This is a genomic window from Lentibacillus sp. CBA3610, assembly GCF_013373365.1.
Taxonomy (GTDB): Bacteria; Bacillota; Bacilli; order Bacillales; family Amphibacillaceae; genus Lentibacillus.
Genome location: NZ_CP035925.1, coordinates 2,251,040 through 2,270,520, shown reverse-complemented (window position 1 = coordinate 2,270,520; position 19,481 = coordinate 2,251,040). Strand labels below are relative to the sequence as shown.

The 19,481-nt window shown below is 45.1% G+C and carries 17 protein-coding genes; 10 read left to right on the top strand and 7 right to left on the bottom strand.

The annotated features are described in order from the left end of the window. Window positions 1-24: 24 nt before the first annotated feature. Window positions 25-495: a DinB family protein gene (locus Len3610_RS11330; RefSeq protein WP_176448042.1), complete on the bottom strand. Its 471-nt coding sequence runs from the start codon at window positions 493-495 to the stop codon at window positions 25-27. A gap of 490 nt (window positions 496-985) precedes the next feature. Between Len3610_RS11330 and Len3610_RS11325 the strand changes: the two genes are divergently transcribed. Then, on the top strand, window positions 986-1,588 hold the full coding sequence (locus Len3610_RS11325) for a class D sortase (protein ID WP_176448041.1): 603 nt from the start codon (window positions 986-988) through the stop codon (window positions 1,586-1,588). 72 nt (window positions 1,589-1,660) lie between these two features. Continuing rightward, window positions 1,661-6,529 (top strand): 5'-nucleotidase C-terminal domain-containing protein, encoded by a 4,869-nt coding sequence (locus Len3610_RS11320; protein WP_176448040.1) that lies wholly within the window; start codon window positions 1,661-1,663, stop codon window positions 6,527-6,529. An 829-nt stretch (window positions 6,530-7,358) separates the two neighbouring features. Here Len3610_RS11320 and Len3610_RS20965 read toward each other — a convergent pair. Both Len3610_RS20965 and Len3610_RS20960 read right to left on the bottom strand, forming a co-directional pair. Then, on the bottom strand, window positions 7,359-7,706 hold the full coding sequence (locus Len3610_RS20965) for a metallophosphoesterase family protein (protein WP_255259575.1): 348 nt from the start codon (window positions 7,704-7,706) through the stop codon (window positions 7,359-7,361). Continuing rightward, the gene (locus tag Len3610_RS20960) at window positions 7,699-8,172 is read right to left on the bottom strand and encodes a metallophosphoesterase (RefSeq protein WP_255259574.1); all 474 of its coding nucleotides are present in this window, start codon (window positions 8,170-8,172) and stop codon (window positions 7,699-7,701) included. Before Len3610_RS20960 ends, Len3610_RS20965 begins: the two co-directional genes overlap by 8 nt. A gap of 232 nt (window positions 8,173-8,404) precedes the next feature. On the opposite strand from Len3610_RS20960, the gene hmpA reads away from it, so the two are divergent. The 4 genes from hmpA to Len3610_RS11295 all read left to right on the top strand — a co-directional run bounded on the left by hmpA (window position 8,405) and on the right by Len3610_RS11295 (window position 11,130). Continuing rightward, on the top strand, window positions 8,405-9,631 hold the full coding sequence (gene hmpA, locus Len3610_RS11310) for an NO-inducible flavohemoprotein (RefSeq protein WP_176448039.1): 1,227 nt from the start codon (window positions 8,405-8,407) through the stop codon (window positions 9,629-9,631). A 184-nt stretch (window positions 9,632-9,815) separates the two neighbouring features. Further along, window positions 9,816-10,112 (top strand): hypothetical protein, encoded by a 297-nt coding sequence (locus Len3610_RS11305; RefSeq protein ID WP_255259573.1) that lies wholly within the window; start codon window positions 9,816-9,818, stop codon window positions 10,110-10,112. Beyond that, a complete protein-coding gene (locus Len3610_RS11300) occupies window positions 10,112-10,855 on the top strand; it encodes an RQC-minor-1 family DNA-binding protein (RefSeq protein ID WP_176448038.1) in 744 nt (247 codons plus the stop codon). Before Len3610_RS11305 ends, Len3610_RS11300 begins: the two co-directional genes overlap by 1 nt. A gap of 71 nt (window positions 10,856-10,926) precedes the next feature. Continuing rightward, window positions 10,927-11,130: a hypothetical protein gene (locus Len3610_RS11295; RefSeq protein WP_176448037.1), complete on the top strand. Its 204-nt coding sequence runs from the start codon at window positions 10,927-10,929 to the stop codon at window positions 11,128-11,130. A gap of 415 nt (window positions 11,131-11,545) precedes the next feature. Here the strand turns inward: Len3610_RS11295 and htpX are convergent, their stop codons facing one another. Next, complete coding sequence (gene htpX, locus Len3610_RS11290) at window positions 11,546-12,463, bottom strand: protease HtpX (protein ID WP_176448036.1); 918 nt, start codon at window positions 12,461-12,463, stop codon at window positions 11,546-11,548. Between the two features lie 177 nt (window positions 12,464-12,640). Here htpX and Len3610_RS11285 point away from each other — a divergent pair, with 177 nt between their 5' ends. Continuing rightward, window positions 12,641-13,540, top strand: a complete 900-nt coding sequence (locus Len3610_RS11285; protein ID WP_176448035.1) for a DMT family transporter — start codon at window positions 12,641-12,643, stop codon at window positions 13,538-13,540. Between the two features lie 30 nt (window positions 13,541-13,570). On the opposite strand, the gene Len3610_RS11280 is transcribed toward Len3610_RS11285, so the two are convergent. Continuing rightward, window positions 13,571-13,768, bottom strand: coding sequence for a hypothetical protein (locus Len3610_RS11280; RefSeq protein WP_176448034.1), 198 nt, complete (start codon window positions 13,766-13,768; stop codon window positions 13,571-13,573). 188 nt (window positions 13,769-13,956) lie between these two features. Here Len3610_RS11280 and Len3610_RS11275 point away from each other — a divergent pair, with 188 nt between their 5' ends. Then, window positions 13,957-14,718: a transposase gene (locus tag Len3610_RS11275; RefSeq protein WP_176448033.1), complete on the top strand. Its 762-nt coding sequence runs from the start codon at window positions 13,957-13,959 to the stop codon at window positions 14,716-14,718. A 37-nt stretch (window positions 14,719-14,755) separates the two neighbouring features. Here Len3610_RS11275 and Len3610_RS11270 read toward each other — a convergent pair whose 3' ends face one another. Together Len3610_RS11270 and Len3610_RS11265 are read right to left on the bottom strand one after the other, a co-directional pair. Then, on the bottom strand, window positions 14,756-16,672 hold the full coding sequence (locus tag Len3610_RS11270; protein WP_176448032.1) for a vWA domain-containing protein: 1,917 nt from the start codon (window positions 16,670-16,672) through the stop codon (window positions 14,756-14,758). Between the two features lie 36 nt (window positions 16,673-16,708). After that, a complete protein-coding gene (locus tag Len3610_RS11265) occupies window positions 16,709-17,590 on the bottom strand; it encodes an ATP-binding protein (protein WP_176448031.1) in 882 nt (293 codons plus the stop codon). Between the two features lie 453 nt (window positions 17,591-18,043). Here Len3610_RS11265 and Len3610_RS11260 point away from each other — a divergent pair, with 453 nt between their 5' ends. Together Len3610_RS11260 and Len3610_RS11255 are read left to right on the top strand one after the other, a co-directional pair. Beyond that, complete coding sequence (locus Len3610_RS11260; protein ID WP_176448030.1) at window positions 18,044-18,307, top strand: transposase; 264 nt, start codon at window positions 18,044-18,046, stop codon at window positions 18,305-18,307. A 94-nt stretch (window positions 18,308-18,401) separates the two neighbouring features. Then, a complete protein-coding gene (locus tag Len3610_RS11255) occupies window positions 18,402-18,578 on the top strand; it encodes a hypothetical protein (RefSeq protein WP_176448029.1) in 177 nt (58 codons plus the stop codon). Window positions 18,579-19,481 lie beyond the last annotated feature (903 nt).

Genomic DNA, 19,481 nt, shown 5'->3' with positions numbered 1-19,481 from the left:
AGGGGTTAGACCCTTTGTCCCACTTTAGATTTCATCGGGCCGGCGGGTGAAGTTTGGTACGTCTTGTGCACCGATCATGCGAACGTATGTGAACAGCTGTCCTTTATGGTGAATTTCATGATCGATGGCGTTGGAAAACCAATATGTACCTGGTGCCCGCATTTTATTAAACAGAATGTAACCTTTCATTTGATACGTAAAGATGGTTGAGATTTCTTCCTTTGTTTCGTCGGTGTAACGCTGCACGATTGTCCGCAGATCGTTTATCGTTTTATAATTCGTTTCTGTGGGCGGTTCCTCGAATTCGCCTTTTTTGATCCCTTTCACAAACATGTGTGTTGAGGTCACGATATGAATCGCCAGCTCCCCAAGTGACATAGCCCCATCCCATGGTCTGTAATCAATATAGTCATCATCAACCAGCGCCAGTAAATCATCAAGCACCATCCGATGCTGGAGCCAGCCATTCACGGCGCCTTCCATTCCGTTGCTCATATAATACCTCCTTACGCTTTTACTCACAAGTTCACTATAACGTTACTTGCTCTGTACTGCCAACATATTTGCCCGGGTAACGATTGTTTGTACCGTAAACTGAGTCGGCAATTTTTTTAGTTGCAGATAACTTATCTCACAAGACTTTTAACCTAGTTAAAGTTTAATAGGGTTTAGAATTAGTACTTTTGCATCTGGTAAATTTGCACAAAATTAACTATTTTATAAATAAACAGATGTTTTGTTGTAGAAAAAAGGTGGGCAGAGCAACTTTTCTGACATTTCACGAGAAAGCACTCAATTTGTCGGCGAATTTATTTATACGAATTTATCTATACATTGGAAATGATGAAATAATCTATTAATTTTGACTTATTTTTACAATCTATTAATAGTAGATTAATCTTCATTCGTTATGATAGAGACAACTGGGAAAGATAGCTTCTGCTGACGTAGCGTTATTTCCCTTGAATCAGCTGGAGGTTGTTGTATGAAGTGGATAAGTTATGTGCTTATTTTTCTTGGAGTGGTTTGCACGATGATATTTGGCTATCAATACGTTTCCCATGACCAAGCCCGGAAAGCTTCATTGGAAGAGGCAGAAGAAGCGATTGCCCAACAGCCGGAGGGTAATGCTGCAGGTATGCGTCCCGAAGCCCCGGATGATTTCAAGACGTCAGTTGGTGATGCATTCGCAACTCTGGAGATACCCAAATTGGACAAGGTATTACCGATAGTCGAAGGGGCAGATCCGGATTCTCTGGCAAAGGGCGTGGGTCACTTAACAGATTCAGTCTATCCCGGTCAAAATGATCAAATTGTTTTGTCAGGCCATCGGGATACTGTTTTCCGGCAGTTCGACAAAATTGAAATCGGGGACCGCTATAACGTCACAACACCTTATGGCAATTATACATACGAAATTAAGGTGACTGAAATTGTTCCAGCTGATGATACATCTGTCATAGGGGAAACGGGAGAGGAGGTTCTTGTCGTTTCAACGTGCTATCCATTTGATTATGTTGGGGGTGCACCGGATCGCTTTGTTACTTATGCCTATCCGGTTGATGATGATTACTTAGCCATCCAGTAAATGTATTTTCATGTGTTTGGAATGTTATCGGTTTGATTAACCGGTGAAAAATCGAAAAAGGGGGAGAGGACAATGCAAGCACGGATCAGGCGGAAATATTGCAGTATGCTGATGATTTTTGTACTGATGACAGGTACGCTGATGCAAGCAGTGATTCCCGTTGGGGTGCACGCTGCTGAGGCGGACGAGCCAATCACTGTCGCGGATGCGATTGAGAAGGATAATGACGGTAGTGAGCAGACAGTCAAGGGGCATATTGTCGGGTATGTGATCAGCCCCGGTAATGTGTCGCGCACTGATTTTCGGGAGGATTATAATGTTGCGCTGGCAGATGAAGCCGGTGAAACGGATCTTGATAACATGTTGTTTGTTCAGGTGACAGACGAGTACCGGGCAGAATTTGGATTGCATTCAAATCCGGACAACTTGGATGAGGAGATTATCGTCACCGGTGATATGGTGGAATACCACAGCCATAATGGCCTTAAGGAACCGAGCGATATGCGATTTGCTTCGGAAGACCCGGATGAACCGCTTGAATTGCAGTCAATTGCAGATGTAAGGGACCAAGGCACTGGTGAAGCGAAAACGCAAGGTGTTGTCACGGCTAAGTTAAAAAATACCATTCAAATTCAGGACGATACAGCAGCGATTGCTGTGCGGCCAACGAGCCTTGATGTGCAAGCGGGCGATGAAATCACTGTGACCGGCAGTTTGAATGACTATCGAGGATTGCTGCAGCTCGACAGTACGACAGTTGATGAGAAAACTCAAGGTGCTGACATTCCTGAACCTTTGACGCTCAATGGCAATGAGCTGGAAAATCATCAATCGAAACTGGCTGTCATTGAAAATGTCACACTCACAGACGTTGATGATGGCGGCGATTGGGCCAATTATACAGCTGAAGATGAAGCCGGGAATACATTTGTGGTACGGGATGAGACAGGTGGCCTTACCCTGGAAACCGGTGTTACCTATGATTCGATTACCGGTGTTGTGACGCAATTTGATTCAGATCAGCAGATTATCCCGCGCAGCCAGTCGGATATCGTGGGGGACGCGTCGGTTGTCCAGCCTGTAACAGCCAGTCCTGATTCAGGGACTATTCCGGCGGGGTCGGAAGTCACATTGGAAACCGGAACAGAGGATGCTGATATTTTATATACCACAGACGGGAGTGACCCATCAGAAAATGGTGAGCCATACAGCGGTGCGATAACTGTTGATGAGGATGTAACAATCAGAGCGATTGCTGAAAAAGATGGATTGGAATCGAGTGATGTCGCAGTTTTCGACTATTCCGTCTACAATCCTGAAGATGGTGTGATGATTCACGATATTCAGGGAGAAGGACATGAATCACCGATGACCGGCAGCACCGTTCAGGACGTTGAAGGGATTGTCACGTATGAATACGAGATTAGAGGTTCGCATTATTTTCATATGCAGACGCCTGAAGAAAACTATGACGGGAATGACAAAACATCAGAAGGGATCGTTGTCTACACAGGCAATGCGGCTAGTGTCGACGTGGGCGATCTCGTCAGTGTAACTGGAGAGGTCGATGAATATCATATCGATGGCTATGATGATCGGACCGAAACAGATTTGCCGGTTACAGAAATTAATGCGCGTGATGACCAGGGCGGCGCTGTTGATGTCACCGATAGCGATGTTGAATTACCGTCACCGGTTGAGCTGACATCAAGCGATATTCCTGGAGAAATTGTTGGTAAAGACGGTTTTGACAGTTTTGAACCGGATAACTATGCGATTGATTTTTGGGAAAGTCTTGAAGGGATGCGTGTGGAAGTAGCACCATCCAGAGCAGTTGCTCCGCAGGAACATGGTGATCTGGTTGTAGCAACAAATGAATTCACACCGGAAAACACAACGGCGAATGGCGGCATTCGTTTAACAGAAGAAGGACCGAATGCGCAAACGATTCAGTATAAGCTGCATCCAAACGATGAAGCAAGAGATTTCGCGGTTAAAACAGGAGACAAGTTCACGGAACCTGTTGATGGTGTGGTGAATTACGGTTACGGAAATTACAAAGTCTATGCCGATCTGGATGAGGTGGAGTCGGTTTTTGAAGAAGGCGATACCCAGCCGGAGGAACAAACAACTATCGAAAAAGATGAAGACAAGCTGACAGTTGCTACTTATAACGTGGAAAACTTTTCGGCAAACGAAAGTGAAACGTCACCACAAAAATCAGAAAACATTGCTCGCGCTTTTGCAAATGACATGGACAACCCGGATATTGTAGGGATTGTTGAAGTGATGGATAACAACGGCCAGGATGAAGGCCCTGATGGTGCGGATGCTTCTGCAAGTTATGAACGGCTGACTGACGAAATCAGCGAGCAGGGAGGACCTGATTACGACTATGCCAATATTGATCCTGAGTACAATCAGGATGGCGGGGCACCACACGGTAATATTCGCGTCGGATTCCTTTACAATCCGGAACGTGTGTCCTTGACGGATGGTGAGCACGGAACGGCGACTGAAGCGACAGATTATGAAGATGGCCAATTAACGCTGAACCCGGGACGCTTCTCGCCAAATGAAGCTGCACTTGAAGATACACGAAAGCCTCTGGCGGCCCAGTTTGAATTTAATGGTGAAAGTGTTGTCGTGGCAGCAACGCATTTTAACTCCAAGAGCGGTGATGATGGTGAATTCGGACAGAATCAGCCGCCGGTCAAAGGAAGCGAAGACCAGCGTCATGAGCTGGCCCGTATCGTCAACGATTTTGTTACGGCTATTAAAGCAGACAATCCGGATGAAAATGTCGTTGTTTTAGGTGATATGAATGACTTTGAATTTACGGAAACGATGGACATTCTTGAAGGTGACGAACTGACCAATGCTATGATGTCCGTGCCTGAGGAAGAGCGGTACACCTATCTTTACCAGGGCAACTCACAGGTGCTTGATCATGTGCTTGTATCCGATAATCTGGCTGATGTGACAGAGACTGACGTGCTGCATGTCAATGCTGACTTCACGGATATGCATGGCCGGGCGAGTGATCACGATCCAATTTTAACGCAGATCGATTTGGAGGCAGCTGAAGAGACCGCTAGTGATTTTGACCTGTCAATTATGCACATGAACGACACACATGCTCGTGTGGAACCACTGCCGAAAATGACGACCGCGGTCAAAGAATTCAGAGAGGAAAACCCGGATTCATTGCTTTTGCATGCCGGTGATGTTTTTTCCGGTACCTTGTATTTCAATGAATTCACCGGACAGGCTGATTTGGAATTACTGAACTTGATGGATTTTGATGCCATGGTTTTCGGTAATCACGAATTCGATTTGGGTGGTGAAGAAGGCGGTCATGAATCGCTGTCAGCATTCGTTGAAAATGCCAACTTCCCATTCCTGGGTACAAATATTGATTTTTCACAGGATCCTTACATGAGCGGCCTTGAAACGAATCAGTCGCTCGCCAGTGATCCAGAAAACGGGGAAGTTTACGATAGTATTATCAAGGAAATTGACGGTGAACAAGTCGGGATTTTCGGTTTGACGTCTGAGGATACGGCGAATATCGCCAACCCTGCCGATGTCACGTTTAGCGACTTTAAAGAAACGGCTGAGGCGACAGTGGAGGGTCTTGAGGATGCGGGCATTGACAAGATCATCGCGCTGAATCACCTCGGGTATGACAGTGCACCTGAAGTGGGCAATGATTTGCGTCTTGCCGAAGAGGTTGATGGCATCGATGTGATTGTCGGCGGTCATTCGCACACGGCATTGGACGAGCCGGTAAGCGTAGAGGAAGATGATGATGGGGAAGCGAAAGATCCTACTGTTATCGTCCAGGCCGGACAATATGCTGAAAACCTTGGCACACTCGATGTGACATTTGACGAGAACGGTGTGGTGACAGGTTATAACGGCGAATTGCTTGCAGTGGATGAATTTACTGAAGACCCTGAAGCTGCCGAAGCACTTGCTCCGTATCAAGAACAAGTTGATAAGGTCATGAATGAGGAAATTGGTGCAGTGGCCATGAAAGATCTGACAAACCCGCGTCAGGATGAACCTGGTGACGACAGCGTCCGCGCCAACGAAACCGAGCTGGGTAACCTGGTGACAGATGCAATGCTCGCTGGGGCAAAGGCAAAAGGTTTTCCTGAGACTGTTATTGCCTTTCAAAATGGCGGTGGTATCCGTGCGCCGATTGATGAAGGTGAAATTACAGCCGGTGAAGTCATCAACGTTCTGCCATTTGGCAACAATCCAGTGGTCGCGACGTTGACCGGCCAGGAAATCAAGGATATTCTGGAGCACAGTGTTCGCCAGGCTCCAGCTGAAAACGGCGGCTTCCTGCATGTGTCCGGTATGCAATTCTATTATGACAGTGAAGAAGAACCGGGCAATCGTGTTGTCGAAATGTACGTTGAGGTTGATGGCGAACTTGAGGAAATTCAGCTGGACGAGGAATATCAGGTGACAACAAATGGTTTCACCGGTCAGGGCGGCGATGGATTTGAAACGTTTGAACAAGTTTATAATGATGGCCGTGTAAGAGACATCGGTGCATCTGACTGGGAGCAATTGCGAGATTACATGGTTGATGATTTGGATGGCATCGTAGACCCTGAACGAGAAGGCCGTATTGTCGATTTGATGGGTGAGACGCCTGACGAGCCGGTAAATGCAGGAGATATACAAGAACTGGTGACATCACTCTTGGACAGTGGGGAGATTATGGATGAAAGTGCAGCACGCGCTCTTAAAATGCATTTGACAGCTGTCAGACACTACGAGGAAAATGATTTGCAGGATAAAGTGATCAAGCATATGGAAGGTTTTAATGTGCTCGTCAATTATCAGGAAGAGACCGGGCGCATATCAGGAAAAGCACATGAAGAACTTCAGACTATGGCTAATACACTGATCGATCAGTGGTAACAGACAAAACAGCCCCTCTTTTCACGGCAAAGGGGGGCTGTTTTGCGCGACGGGCAGTCGCACCTAGTGTAGATGGCTACACTGAACGAACTGTCAAAGGATTGGAGTACGATACCCTGGGTAAGAACGGCTCTGCAAATCCTGGAAGGTTTGTTATCACGAAGGTGAAAGTCCTTCCACCAGAGTGCTGATACAGCTGGTGAAGACTAATCTAGGGCATCATCGTGAGGTGGTGTCTGAAGGAGATGCGGAAAATCGAGAGACCCGAAGTCGGCCATGCAGACCCAAATGCAGAAGTGTAAAGGTACAGCGGCATGGTAAGTTGGTGACCATCCGAAATTAATGGGAAATCCTTCATTGACAACTAACCTATGAATCAGCCGATTAGTTGTAGCTTACTGTGTGATGGTACTGGGTATGTATGGAAGGAAGGTGTGACAACCCCGTGAGGCCTCTGCCTCACCGTTAGGGCAGTCAAATATAAGGGTAAGCCGAAGTTTTGGCTGTGGGCAGAGGAGTCAGACGTTCTCATAGTACGGGAGTAATGTATTGACAAAACAATACATGAACGGAAGGGGAGCGACCTCGTGGATTCGCATTTGTAAAGATGTGCAATGCGAACAGTTAAAGATACTTCGGTATAAACAAGCTGAATATGCACAATGAAGGATGCGAAATAAGCAATAAGAATGCTCCAAAGAATGGTGGTGCATTGTTAATTATTGTAACACGCTGGTAAGCCGTATGCCTTAATAGGGCACGTACGGTTTGATGAGGGGGTAGCCATGAAAATGGTTACCCTACTCTATTATTGATTTCACACGCTAGCTTACCCTGTAATCGTCACCAGGCTCATCTGACTTTGATTGAAAAAGCGTACTGGAAGTCGGGTCGTGCCCAGTCCGCTGTCAATATACAGATACTGCTCCGGATCAAGTGGAAACGTGCCTCTGTCAAGCTTTGGGAAGAGGACCTGACCGGGTGCGAGCAATGCGCCAATAAACGGCAATCTTATCTGACCACCATGTGTATGGCCGCTTAGAATAAGATCAGCCGGGATGGATTGATACTGTTTCGTAATGTCGGGTGCATGGGACAACAAAATAGTGTAGTATTCGCTGCGCAAGTTTTTGAAGGCTTTTGATGAGATATCGTGTTCTTGTTGCCGGTCATCCAACACCTATATTAAGCGTTACAGTTCCTTTTGTGAATTGGGTGTTCCGGTTGTTCAGAATCGTAATGTTCCGCTCTTCAAGGCCATTCAGGAATTCGGCGGAGCGGCCATTTCCCCATTCATGATTCCCGGATACGAACAGCACATGTGGATTGATCGCAGTTAACCGTTCGACCAGCGAAAAAACATGGTCAAATGTCTTGGTTCTTCGGTCAATGAGATCACCTGTTATTACAATCAGATCGGGCCTTGCCATTTTAACAGTGCTGATCAGTCGGTCGTTGTCAGCACCAAAAACGTGATTATGCAAGTCGCTTATCTGCAGGATGGTGAACTTAGCGTTTGCCGGTAGTTTTGAGCTGCGAAATGTAACATTTTCAAGTTTAAAATAATGGGTATCCTGATACAATTTCACGAAACAAGTAACTATAAATGACAAAAATGTGAAGAAGGCAAATAGCTTTCTCATGTGGCACCATCCAAACTCAAAATAAGTCATTTAAGTGTATCATGTATTGATTGTGACAGACAATGAAGTGGGACAAGGGGTCAGACCCTTTGTCCCATCTTCATGTGATATTCTTCACAAAACTGTCACGGCCAGGTGTGATGTGAATCACAGTGTGATGTGCATCACAAGCTTAACATGGTGTATATAGGAACAACTCCTGTCAAAACAATAATAGCTGGAGGGAATTCAATTGAGTCTTGATGCAGAAAAACTTGAAATTGTAAAAGCGAGCGCACCTGTCTTAAAGGAAAACAGTACTGAAATTGGCAAGCACTTCTATGAATTGTTGTTCGAAAGAGTTCCCGAACTCAGTAACGTATTCAATCAGACGAATCAAAAAAGAGGCCTGCAACAGGAAGCACTCGTTTACTCGGTTTATGCAGCTGGCGAAAATATCGACAGTCTGGAGAATATCAATCAGCTTGTCGAGCGTATTGCTGAAAAGCATGTATCGCTTGGTGTCAAACCTGACCAATATCCGGTAGTCGGTGAGGCGCTGATCCAGGCCGTTAAAGATGTTCTGGGGAAAGCGGCCACAGACGAGATAATTGATGCATGGACGGCTGCTTATGATTATATCGCCAATCTCTTTATTGAAATCGAACAGAAAAAGTATCGTGAAACAGAAGAGCAGGAAGGGGGCTGGACCGGATTCCGTGAATTTGTCGTTGAGGAAAAAATTCAGGAAACCGATGATGTTGTCTCGTTCTGTCTTAAGCCTAAAGATGGCAAACCGCTTGCGACTTATAAAGCAGGCCAGTATCTGACGCTCAAAGCAGACATTGACGGTGAACCTCATACCCATATGCGTCAATACAGCCTGTCCGGAGCATCCGGCAAGGATCATTATAAAATAAGTGTTAAACGTGAAAAAGGAAAGGGGGAAGTGCCTGACGGGGTGGTGTCCAATTATTTGCATGATCAAGTGGCTGAAGGCGATATGCTGGAATTTTCCGCTCCAGCGGGTGACTTTACAATTACGAGCGAAAAAGAGCCGATTGTCCTGCTTAGTGGCGGAATTGGCGTGACACCGGTTGTCGGCATGCTGGATACGCTTGCTGAAAAAGCCCCTGATCGGCCGGTAACGTTCATCCATGCAACACAAAACAGTTCGTCCCATGCGATGAAGGACCATGTTGAACAGATGGCTGCCGACCACCCGAATATTTCGTCATTTGTCTGCTATGATAGTCCCAATGAAGAGGACCGGACAAAGCACAATTATGATAAAGAAGGCTATGTCAATCTCCAGTGGCTGCAATCCATTCTGTCATGCGGGAATCAGGCGGATTTCTATTGCTGCGGGCCAGCGCCATTCATGAAAGCGGTTGATCGCGGGCTTAAAGACTGGGGCGTGTCAAGCGATTACAGGCATTATGAAGTGTTTAACCCTGTCAGTGTATTGAATGAAGCATAAAAGCTTGACGCAAATGTCCCGGCTGAAACGGGACAACAACATGCGGATAAAGGCTATTGCCCGTTGTCTGCCATCAGTTTAAGGTCAGGACCACCACGTACCTGGCCTTTTTTTGTTCATAAGTGATACCATTGATGTAATGGAAAGGTTTAGTTGGGTTGTAACATGGAAAGGATTGAGATAATTGGGAAAAAGTATGAAGAATGCAACGTGGGCAGAGGCTAAAAAGCGTTGCAGGCTCAACCAGGCTGATATTCAAATGGCAAAGGAACTTGGCATGAAGCCAAAAAGTCTGATCAAAAATATTCCTTCGCCTAAACAACAGTGGAAAGCACCTGTAAAGGTCTGGATTCGCGAATTATACGCAGAAAAGTTTGGTGAAATATTAAGGCCTGAAAATTCAGGGGCGGCAAAACCTGGAAAGCAACCAGAAAAACACAAAAATCACCATTATATTTCCGATGAGGAGTTGCCATTTTAATGAAACAGTTACAAGAAGACGAAATTCGGGCAATTTTACGCGCGGCGGATGAAATTATTGCAGAAGGTGGCAGGACATTGCTTGCCAAAATTTTGAAAGGGTCACGCGAGAAAAAGGTCCTGCAGCTCGAACTGGATCAATGTCCGGTTTATGGCTATTTCCGAGCTGATAAAATGGATGATGTTTTGACGAAGGTTGACTGGATGTTAAATCGTGACTTTCTGGCTATTGAGTACAGCGGAAAATTGCCGATGATTATTTTTACGGAACGCGGTTGGGAAATTGAGCGTGATCAGATTGCTGATGAATTGTTGCATGAGTGGAATGAGTGGCTGGCAGCTGGTAAAGAACATCCTGATATGTATTATTTGAAAGACCGGAACCGCGGCATGATTATGCTGTTTCTTGAGAAAATCGCGGAAACCGGCGACAAGCAATATATTCCTTATTTAAAGGAATGGGAGAAGATTGACTATAAGAAGGTGCGAGCAAGAATCCGGGAAGTTATTCAGGATTTGGAGACAGGGTCACTGGCGGATGAGCAGGTTGCGGCTGACAGGCGCGACAGTATCAACGCGGCATTGAAGGTTTCTGAACCGCATGATATCTATTTGAAATGCCATGAATGTACTGAACGTTTCATTTTTACTGTCGGCGAGCAGCAGTTTTACAGGCAAAAAGGCTTTGTGCATCCGAAAAGATGTCCGGAATGCCGGGAGGAACGCCAACTGGATTTTATTTGAAAAATAATTTGTCGTTATGAAAACTCCTTTGTTGCGCAAAATAATGCCAAAGCGCATGTGGAGGTTTTTAAATGAAGGAACAAAACAAATTTGATGGAACTGATCAGAAAGCGGTCAGAGAACAAAGCCGGCAATCCGGTTTGTCGTATAATGAGGCAAAGGAATTCATTGCCCGGACCACAGGCGGCCGCGGAACGAATATTTACAGCGATACCGATGTTGATGAAGTCAAACGAAAAAATAGCCAGTCCGACGCTAATAAGTCATCGCAGTGAGCGGGAGAACACCTGAAACGTGCGGGAGCGCTTCTTAATCGTGCGAGAAGAACCTCAAATCGTGCGAGAGTGCTCCTGAAACGTGCAAGAAGCGCCTCAAATCGTGCGAGAGTGCTCCTGAAACGTGCGGGAGAATCCTCAAATCGTGCGAGAGTGCTCCTGAAACGTGCGAGAGAATCTTCAAACCGTGCGAGAGCGCTCCTGAATCGTGCGAGACCAAATCAACTCCGCACCCCTCGATGTTATTTAAAAAAACCGTCACGAGCCAACACAGGCATCATGACGGTTTTTTAAATATATCATTTCAGGGGAGCTTTTTAATCTTGAAATCGGCTAATTCGCCGATTTCATTAAGTCTGACTTCCGGCATCGACCTCTGGAAAAACGAGGCTGGGCCCGAGTTTTTCTTACTTTCCTATCTTTGTTCCAAACGCGCAATTCGGTCTTCGATAGGAGGGTGGGATGAAAAGAGCGATACAGCTTTCCCTTTTGTATTTATCTTCATGGTTTGAACGGCTGAATCATCCGTCCGGTCATCGGCTTGCGCAAGTCCGGTACGGCTTTTCAGCGAACGCAGCGCATGGGCCATTTTGTCGCGTCCGGCCAGATCCGCGCCTCCTTGATCCGCCCGATATTCACGCCACCGTGAAAATGCGCTGACGACAATACTTCCAAGGATTGAGAATACGATTTGAAAAATAATGATTGAGATAAAGCGAATGACGTATTGTAGTTCTGAGCGTACAAGCCGGGACACGAGAATGGCCGCCACCCGTGATAAAAAGACAACAAATGTGTTGACGATACCCTGCAATAGCGTCATCGTTACCATATCCCCATTGGCCACGTGTGCGATTTCATGGGCAATGACGCCTTCAACCGCATCATCATCCATTTCATTCAGTAATCCGCTTGAAACGGCAACGAGTGAGCGTTTTTTCGTAGGACCTGTCGCAAAGGCATTTACTTCGCGCGATTGGTATATGCCGACCTCAGGCATATGCATGAGTCCTGCTGCACGCGACAGCCGATGGACTTTATCAACGATGTTACGTTCCTGTGCGGATAATTGGCCGTTCGGATCCAGCACTTTGACCCGCATCATCTTTTTGGCAATAATGCGTGACATACCTAATGAAAGAAATGAGCCTATAAAGCCGATGAGCAAACTGAATATCAACAACGATCCATAATTGATACCCGCTAACCCTTCAGCACTATTTGTGAACGAGCCGCTAACACCTGTAAACATAACGATAAGCGAAAAGACAATACCAATGGTAGTCAGGACGAGAATGTTGGTCAATAAATAAAGAAATAGGCGTTTAGCCATTTGTTTCCTCCTCAAATTCAAAATATACTATACTAGTATAACATGCTGATAAAGTAAAAGAGAAATACAATATACGGTACATGATTTATAATTCTATAAGGCTATTGAGAAGAAAAATGGTCCTTATCCTGTTACCATATAAAGATATAGCTTTTTCGAAAGCAGGTGAATCGATTTATGATTAGGATTTATACACTTTTATTATTGGTCATGCTGATGTGGGGATTGAATGTATCGGCGATAAAAGTGCTGGTCGATGCGATTGATCCGATGCTCTTAACAGGCTTCCGGGTGATGACAGCGGGAGTTGCTGTGTTAGTGATTTGCTCTTTCATGGGGATATTCAGGCTGCCTGATAAGCATGAATGGCTCATTATTTTTTACATAGCGATTTTTAACGTTATTTTGCATCATTCGTTTGTTGCGGTGGGTCTGGAGATGACAACCGGTATTAATGGGTCGCTCATTTTAGGAATGAATCCGCTCATAACGGCGATGATGGCTTTTCTTATTTTGCGCCAGCGCATGACGTGGGTGCGCGTTTTCGGGTTTGTTTTGGGATTTGTTGGTGTCGTTGTAACGACGATTATGGGAACAGGTGAATTGACGGGAGTTTCCATGGGTGACCTCATTGTATTTTTAGGGGTCGCTGTACAGGGATTTAGCTTCGTTTTGATCAGCAAACTGAAACCGACCTTTGATCCAAGACTGGCAACGGGGTATATGCTTGTGTTTGGTGCGGTGTTTATCTTTTTAGCGAGTCAGGCGCTTGGTTCAGGAATCGGCGAAATTACGAAATTGATTGACTGGCAGCTGGGCTCAGCCTTCTTATTCAGCGCTGTGTTAGCAACAGCATTTGGTCATATGACCTATAATTACGCCATTAAAAAGGTAGGACCTGCCGAATCGGCTATTTTTCTGAATCTGAATACCCTTTTCGCAGTTATTGGCTCGTCAGTATTTTTAAATGAAACCATAACGTTCAATCATGCCATCGGATTCATTCTTATATTGTGCGGTGTGTTTCTAGGTACAGGCGCTATGGAGTATATGCTGTTGAAGCGGCGTGAAAGGTAGGATTGGGACAGAGGGTCAGACCCCGTGTCCCTACTGCCATGTTTTCCCGTCAATATTGTTTTGCGCAACCTCTTGTGTTGGTGATAGAGGCCTGTTGTTTGTAAGCTTTTCATTATGACCTGGATATTGCTCGAAGCCATTATCAATGACATCATTTAAAATAGCAGGATTGCCGGTTTCATTTTGTACGTTTTTAGCATGTTTCTTAAACCGTTCATCGTTTCTCATGACAAGACACCCACCTAAGTACATTTTGTTGACCGTAGCATCTCCAGTTTTTTATTTTTCTATACTAGGTACAAGGAGCCAGGTCCTTTATTCCAGTAAAAAGAGGGTTTTAACATTCGGTATAGAATATATTGAGTATAAATGGGACATGAGGTCAGACCCTTTGTCCCACGAAAGGAGGTGAGTCTATGGCCAGAAGACCGAGAAAGAGGAGTACTAATGGTATATACCACATTATGCTGCGGGGCATTAATCAGCAAGTAATTTTTGAAGATCGGGAGGACAGGGTTAAGTTGCTGAGAGCTATTGGAAAATGTAAGGTGGTGAGTCAGTTTGAGCTATATGCTTATTGCCTGATGGACAACCATGTGCATTTACTGATTAAAGAAACAGATGAGAGCGTCTCGAAGGTAATTCAGCGGATCTGCACCGGTTATGTTCTTTGGTATAATGATAAATATGAACGGAATGGTCACTTATTTCAGGATCGTTTTAAAAGTGAAACCGTCGAGTATATTCCAGGTTTTATGAGGGTCCTCCGTTATATACACCAAAATCCTGTAAAGGCTGGTATGGTTCGCGATGTAAGTGACTTTCAATGGACAAGTTTCCACGAGTATTTAGGACACCCCACACTTGTTGACACCGAATTTACCCTTCAATTGTTTTCTCCTGACAAAAATAAAGCCCTCCGATTGTTTTCCGACTATATGAGGTCAACGAACAATGATGAATTTTTGGACAGTCATCCTAAAATAAAGGCATCTGACCAAGATATTATCAGCTATCTTGAGAAACTGGGGTTACCATCCAGAAGCACCATTCAACAAATGGAGAAGAGGGAAAGGGATGCGCTTATACTTGAATTGAAAAAGATAAATGGTGTGTCAATCAGGCAGCTTGCCAGAGTGACAGGTATTCCCAAAAGTGTTATTGGAAGGGTTCGATAGATTGGAATGGGACAGAGGGTCTGACCCCCTGTCCCACTTACATTGCTTTCAACAGCAATTTTTTCAGCAGTGGGGCGAATTGTTCGGGCAGGTCGGCGATGGTTGGTATCATGATGCGTTCACGGCCGTAGATGTTTTGCATCAGTTCGTCTTCCTGTTCGCTGATGTCGCCTTCCGAAAGAAACATGCCGATTACGTCAATGCCCTTTTTGCGTGTTTCGGAAACAGCCATATTTGTGTCGATGATGCCATTTTCACTGTAGTTGGATGCAGCTGGTTCACCGTCCGAGAAGACAAGCAGGAAGCGGTTCTTTTCATTGCGGGCTTCAAGTTCTTCAGCAGCAACACGAATGCTGTAGCCGTCACGATTGTCTTCCTGAGCCTCCAGCTGCATAATTTTTGCGCCATGGTTCTGATAAAGCGAATCATCGAATGAATGGATTTTATGAAAATAATTTGGCTGGAGCTGCTCTTTTACACTTGTTGCTTCTTCCCAGAAACCGATAATGGCATGTGGAATGTTTAAACTTTTTAGCACTTCATGGAACAGGACGATCCCTTTTTTGGTTTCCTCCATCTTGTTCAGCATTGAAGCGGAACAGTCCACCAGTAATGTAAAGGCAGCATCCATTTCACGCGATTCGTCATCTTTTTTGTAAAAAAGACGCGGGAATTCTTCGGTCACAACGGCGGTCAATTTTTTTGACAAACGGCCGGTAGATAAGTTGCGGCGTGGTGTTTGGCGTTTATGTTCCAGCATTTTTTCAATCGTTTTCGAAAGCCTGCGCTGATGCGGTGCGATTTCCTCAGCGTATTCGCGGTACAGTTCCTCATCAGCGTCGGATGGTGTTTCAGCATTTTTGATTTCTTTAACGGCATACTGGTTTTCCCGTCCATAGGCACCACCGGACGCTTCGTTATCCTGACCGGCCTGCCGTTTCGCCATAGCTTCCATAACGGAATAATCATTTTGTTCGCTCTTACCCGATGAGCCTTGAATGGCGGCTGTTGCCTGGTCGCCTTCTTCCGTTTCCCGTGCACCTTCACCCATCAGACTCGACCGGGTCCCCTGTTCCAATTCAAACTGCATGAAATTTTGATTTCGATCGGCATTTTCATTTTCCCCGTGCCAAGTGGAAAATTGCTGTTCGAATGTTTCACTTTTTTCGTCACTGACGTCCTCTTCCAAGCTGTCGTTTGCCAGCGGATCCGTACGCGTCAGCTCATCAAAGGCATTTTTTTCGGTATAGCTTGATAAATCGTCGACTGGAAAAATAAAATAATCATGCATCATGTCGGTATAGTTATTTTCCAGCCGGAAGATAATCGTTTCGGTTAATCTCGCAACATCGTTTGTGCTGCTGGCTTCAAACAGCTCGAAAAGAATCGGTTTCAGGGTATCCAGCTGTTCCACTTGTTTTTCGTTTGCTGATGGGAAGGAAGGATCAGGTGTATCAGCCTGAATCGATAAATAAATCAGGCAGTATAACTCATCGAGGGAAAGGCTCCTGGTCACGTTTGCCTCCAGCTGCTGGGAAAAATAGTGCCTTAAATAACGCCGGCGAATTGCAAATAGCTCTGTCGTTCCGGGCCGTTCTTTTTTGACGATTTCTTCCAGCCGGATATTCTCAAACAACGTGAACAACTGCCCCGCAAATTTCGTAAGTGCTGATTCGGAAATAGCCGCCATGAGATGCTGCATGACAGGAATATCGGAATGGTGCAATGTCCCAACTGTCCGCAGCAGAATGTCGGTCTTTAATCCTGCTTCCCTTGCTCTCTTATTGCCGATACCCCAATTAGCGCTTGCCGTTAGTTTAAAATGTTCCTTATCAATCGCTGACCCATAGGCATAGTCGAATTTTAAATCAGGGATTCCCGACAGGACGGCTGCCATATCCTGCAGCTGCAGGTAAAGACGGGTATCGACGTTATTTTCACGAAAACGAAACATGGTGATGCTCCTATCTGAAAGACGTTGATTGGTTATTTAGCCAAATAATGTTTCGGCCATGGTTAGCACAAATTCTTTTTCCCTGTCTTCATCCAGTTTATCGGCAATCGCGCGGCGAATCGCACGTTTTGGCGGGATCATCGCACTCAAATCACAGGCATCAACCAGTGCACGGATCGAGGCAGCATCTTCAGCCAGTTTGCCTTGTGTCACGGCTTGAATCAAATCGCCGGAGAGGCGGACGTACAAATCAATCGTCCGTTCATCTTCCAGCCGGCTGGTCGCTTGAATCAGCTGCTTTAATTGCTCACCTTGCAAGTACGGGATGTCAATCACGATAAAGCGGTTTTTGAGTGCTTCGTTGAGCGGAACTGTACCGACATAGCCCTCATTAATGGCAGCAACAACGCCGAATCCCTCTTTGGCCGTAATGATTTCTTCCGTGAAAGGGTTGGTAATCGTCCGGCGGTAATCCAGAACCCCGTTAATGAGCGGCAATGTTTCCGGTTTGGCCATGTTTATTTCATCGATGTAAAGAAATGTTCCGTTCTTCATGGCATTTGTGACTGGACCTGGTACAAAGTCGATAACCTGTCTGTCGTTCTCATAGTCAAGCGTCTTGAATCCCATGAGACTTTCCGCGTCGAGGTCAACGGAACAATTCACACTGAACATCGGTTGATTAAATAAATTTGAAAGTGTTTCGGCAAATCGTGTTTTTCCTGAACCGGTCGGACCTTTCAGCAGGACATTTTTCCCCATGCTCAAAGCCGTGATAGCATCGTTCAGCAAGTCTTGCTCGGGCGGGACATAACCGCCTTGGCGGATGAGATTATTGAATTCATTGCTCTGATTGTTATTTCGATTGCGATCTATTAGATGTCTGATTGATTCGGGTAGTTGGCTATATTGTGTCATGAGTGTACTCCTTTCTTCAGTTATTGTAACCTTTGTGAAGAAGGGAAGAAAGTTTTAGGCACATGATGGGTGATAGTGATGCGGCACGCCTGGCGAAAGTTCTGGTTCGCGTAATATTTGCAGTGTTTCGCGCGGCCACCCTGTGTTTTCGCGCGTAAATGGTAAAATATCGCGCAACACCCATTAAATATCGCGCGACACCCCTCATCTTTCGCGCGACACCCCTCATCATCCGGGATTCACACGTGGTAGTGGTCAGTACGACGATATTAGCCAATAGTTATCCTCATCCTGAATTATTCATAACTTCATGATATATTCTTCGGTGATCCCGTTATAACAGCACTTTTGAGCATTAACGCTGATCACCCAAAAAGTGAAAGTAAAATAAATGAAAAGGAGCCCAACTTTTGGTAATGTAATAAGTGACTAAACAATACCAAGGCTCCTTCTATGACTACTAGTGTAAACGAAAAATCCATGAACTTCAATAAACGTGTAAAAGTAAATTTTGACGGTGGTGATTTAACAGGCGATGCCGGTCTGTTGCTTTATCAAGAGTTTGATCATGTTATCAGATTACATAAAGCAATTGAAGAAATGGTTCATATAAAAGATGGCGTATCTCATCGCAGTCATGTCAATCATGATGTTATCATGCAAAAGATTTATCAGAATGCTGCCGGTTACGATGCGGACGATCATGGCGATACTTAAAATATGATCCGGTATTTACAAACCGTTCTGGATAGCCTGAGCTCGCTTCTCAGCCTACAATGTCCCGATTAAACAACATTTGACAAGGGAAACCATGAAACAGCTTCAAACGGTAAATCAAACATTACGACGTTTTCAAGAACTGGAACCGCCTGAAATCCTGGTGCTGGATATTGATTCATCCAATTCACCAAACCTACGGGGGATCAGTATGGCAGTTCGTATTAACCCACATTACGGTGAAAATGGCTACCATCCCATTTATGTTTGAAGGTATACAGTGATTGCCTCAAAGCTCCTTGCGTGCCGAAACGTGTATACATCAAGACAAATCGTTGCTTTCGTAGTCCTGAACTGAAACGATTAAGAAAGAAGTATCCGCACATCAAGATCATTCATCCGTGTGATAGTGGATTTCCACACGGTTGTACGACCTTTGTGAAGAACTGGCGGATTTATGTTATCCGTTTGAAGGCTAACCAAACGCCTGCAGCGGATTGCCGGTGAGTTTGAAAGTGAGATACTCGATGATCCTGAAATCGACATTTATGATGGCCGCCATCATGAATTCTACGGCATTTACATACAAAGCTGCCAGTTGGATGAACCCCGTAATGTGATGTTGAAAACTGGAAAAGCCGTGATCAATTGTTGTTTATCCCACTTTTATCGTCACAACACTGGATGAATTCGCCGGAGGATACCGTACAATTTTACGCTGAGCGCGGCAAAATGAAAAAACTACATCAAGAAGAAGCTCGGCTCGCTTTTGGCCAAATGAGCAGCACAGCGTTTGAAATCAACGCAAACAATACAGATTGCTGTTCCTGGCTACAATTTAAATAATGGACTACGCCGCCTTGTATGCCGACAAAGATGAAAAAAGCATCAAATCCAAAACCATTCGCACAAGTTTAATCAAAATTGCCGAAAGTGATTCGATCCGGACGCTATATCACATTCAAATTGTCCAGTAGTTCGCTATATAAGAATGCCTTTTACAGCACGCTGAATCGAATACAGCAGCTTCCAATGTGTTAGCCAATTTGCGCAGACTCAAGGAAAATTTAAAAATGAGTTTCCTCCATCGATACGTATGTCCTTTTTAACTCCAATATGGAAAACTGTAATATATGGGTTTTTATCAAATGAAAAAGAGATTTACAAAGATAAT

What these genes read in the sequence shown, in the direction of transcription:
- Len3610_RS11330 (WP_176448042.1), bottom strand. Translation starts at nt 495, where the DNA reads ATGAGCAACGGAATGGAAGGCGCCGTGAATGGCTGGCTCCAGCATCGG.
- Len3610_RS11325 (WP_176448041.1), top strand. Translation starts at nt 986, where the DNA reads ATGAAGTGGATAAGTTATGTGCTTATTTTTCTTGGAGTGGTTTGCACG.
- Len3610_RS11320 (WP_176448040.1), top strand. Translation starts at nt 1,661, where the DNA reads ATGCAAGCACGGATCAGGCGGAAATATTGCAGTATGCTGATGATTTTT.
- Len3610_RS20960 (WP_255259574.1), bottom strand. Translation starts at nt 8,172, where the DNA reads ATGAGAAAGCTATTTGCCTTCTTCACATTTTTGTCATTTATAGTTACT.
- Len3610_RS11300 (WP_176448038.1), top strand. Translation starts at nt 10,112, where the DNA reads ATGAAACAGTTACAAGAAGACGAAATTCGGGCAATTTTACGCGCGGCG.
- Len3610_RS11295 (WP_176448037.1), top strand. Translation starts at nt 10,927, where the DNA reads ATGAAGGAACAAAACAAATTTGATGGAACTGATCAGAAAGCGGTCAGA.
- htpX (WP_176448036.1), bottom strand. Translation starts at nt 12,463, where the DNA reads ATGGCTAAACGCCTATTTCTTTATTTATTGACCAACATTCTCGTCCTG.
- Len3610_RS11285 (WP_176448035.1), top strand. Translation starts at nt 12,641, where the DNA reads ATGATTAGGATTTATACACTTTTATTATTGGTCATGCTGATGTGGGGA.
- Len3610_RS11280 (WP_176448034.1), bottom strand. Translation starts at nt 13,768, where the DNA reads ATGAGAAACGATGAACGGTTTAAGAAACATGCTAAAAACGTACAAAAT.
- Len3610_RS11275 (WP_176448033.1), top strand. Translation starts at nt 13,957, where the DNA reads ATGGCCAGAAGACCGAGAAAGAGGAGTACTAATGGTATATACCACATT.
- Len3610_RS11270 (WP_176448032.1), bottom strand. Translation starts at nt 16,672, where the DNA reads ATGTTTCGTTTTCGTGAAAATAACGTCGATACCCGTCTTTACCTGCAG.
- Len3610_RS11265 (WP_176448031.1), bottom strand. Translation starts at nt 17,590, where the DNA reads ATGACACAATATAGCCAACTACCCGAATCAATCAGACATCTAATAGAT.
- Len3610_RS11260 (WP_176448030.1), top strand. Translation starts at nt 18,044, where the DNA reads ATGACTACTAGTGTAAACGAAAAATCCATGAACTTCAATAAACGTGTA.
- Len3610_RS11255 (WP_176448029.1), top strand. Translation starts at nt 18,402, where the DNA reads ATGAAACAGCTTCAAACGGTAAATCAAACATTACGACGTTTTCAAGAA.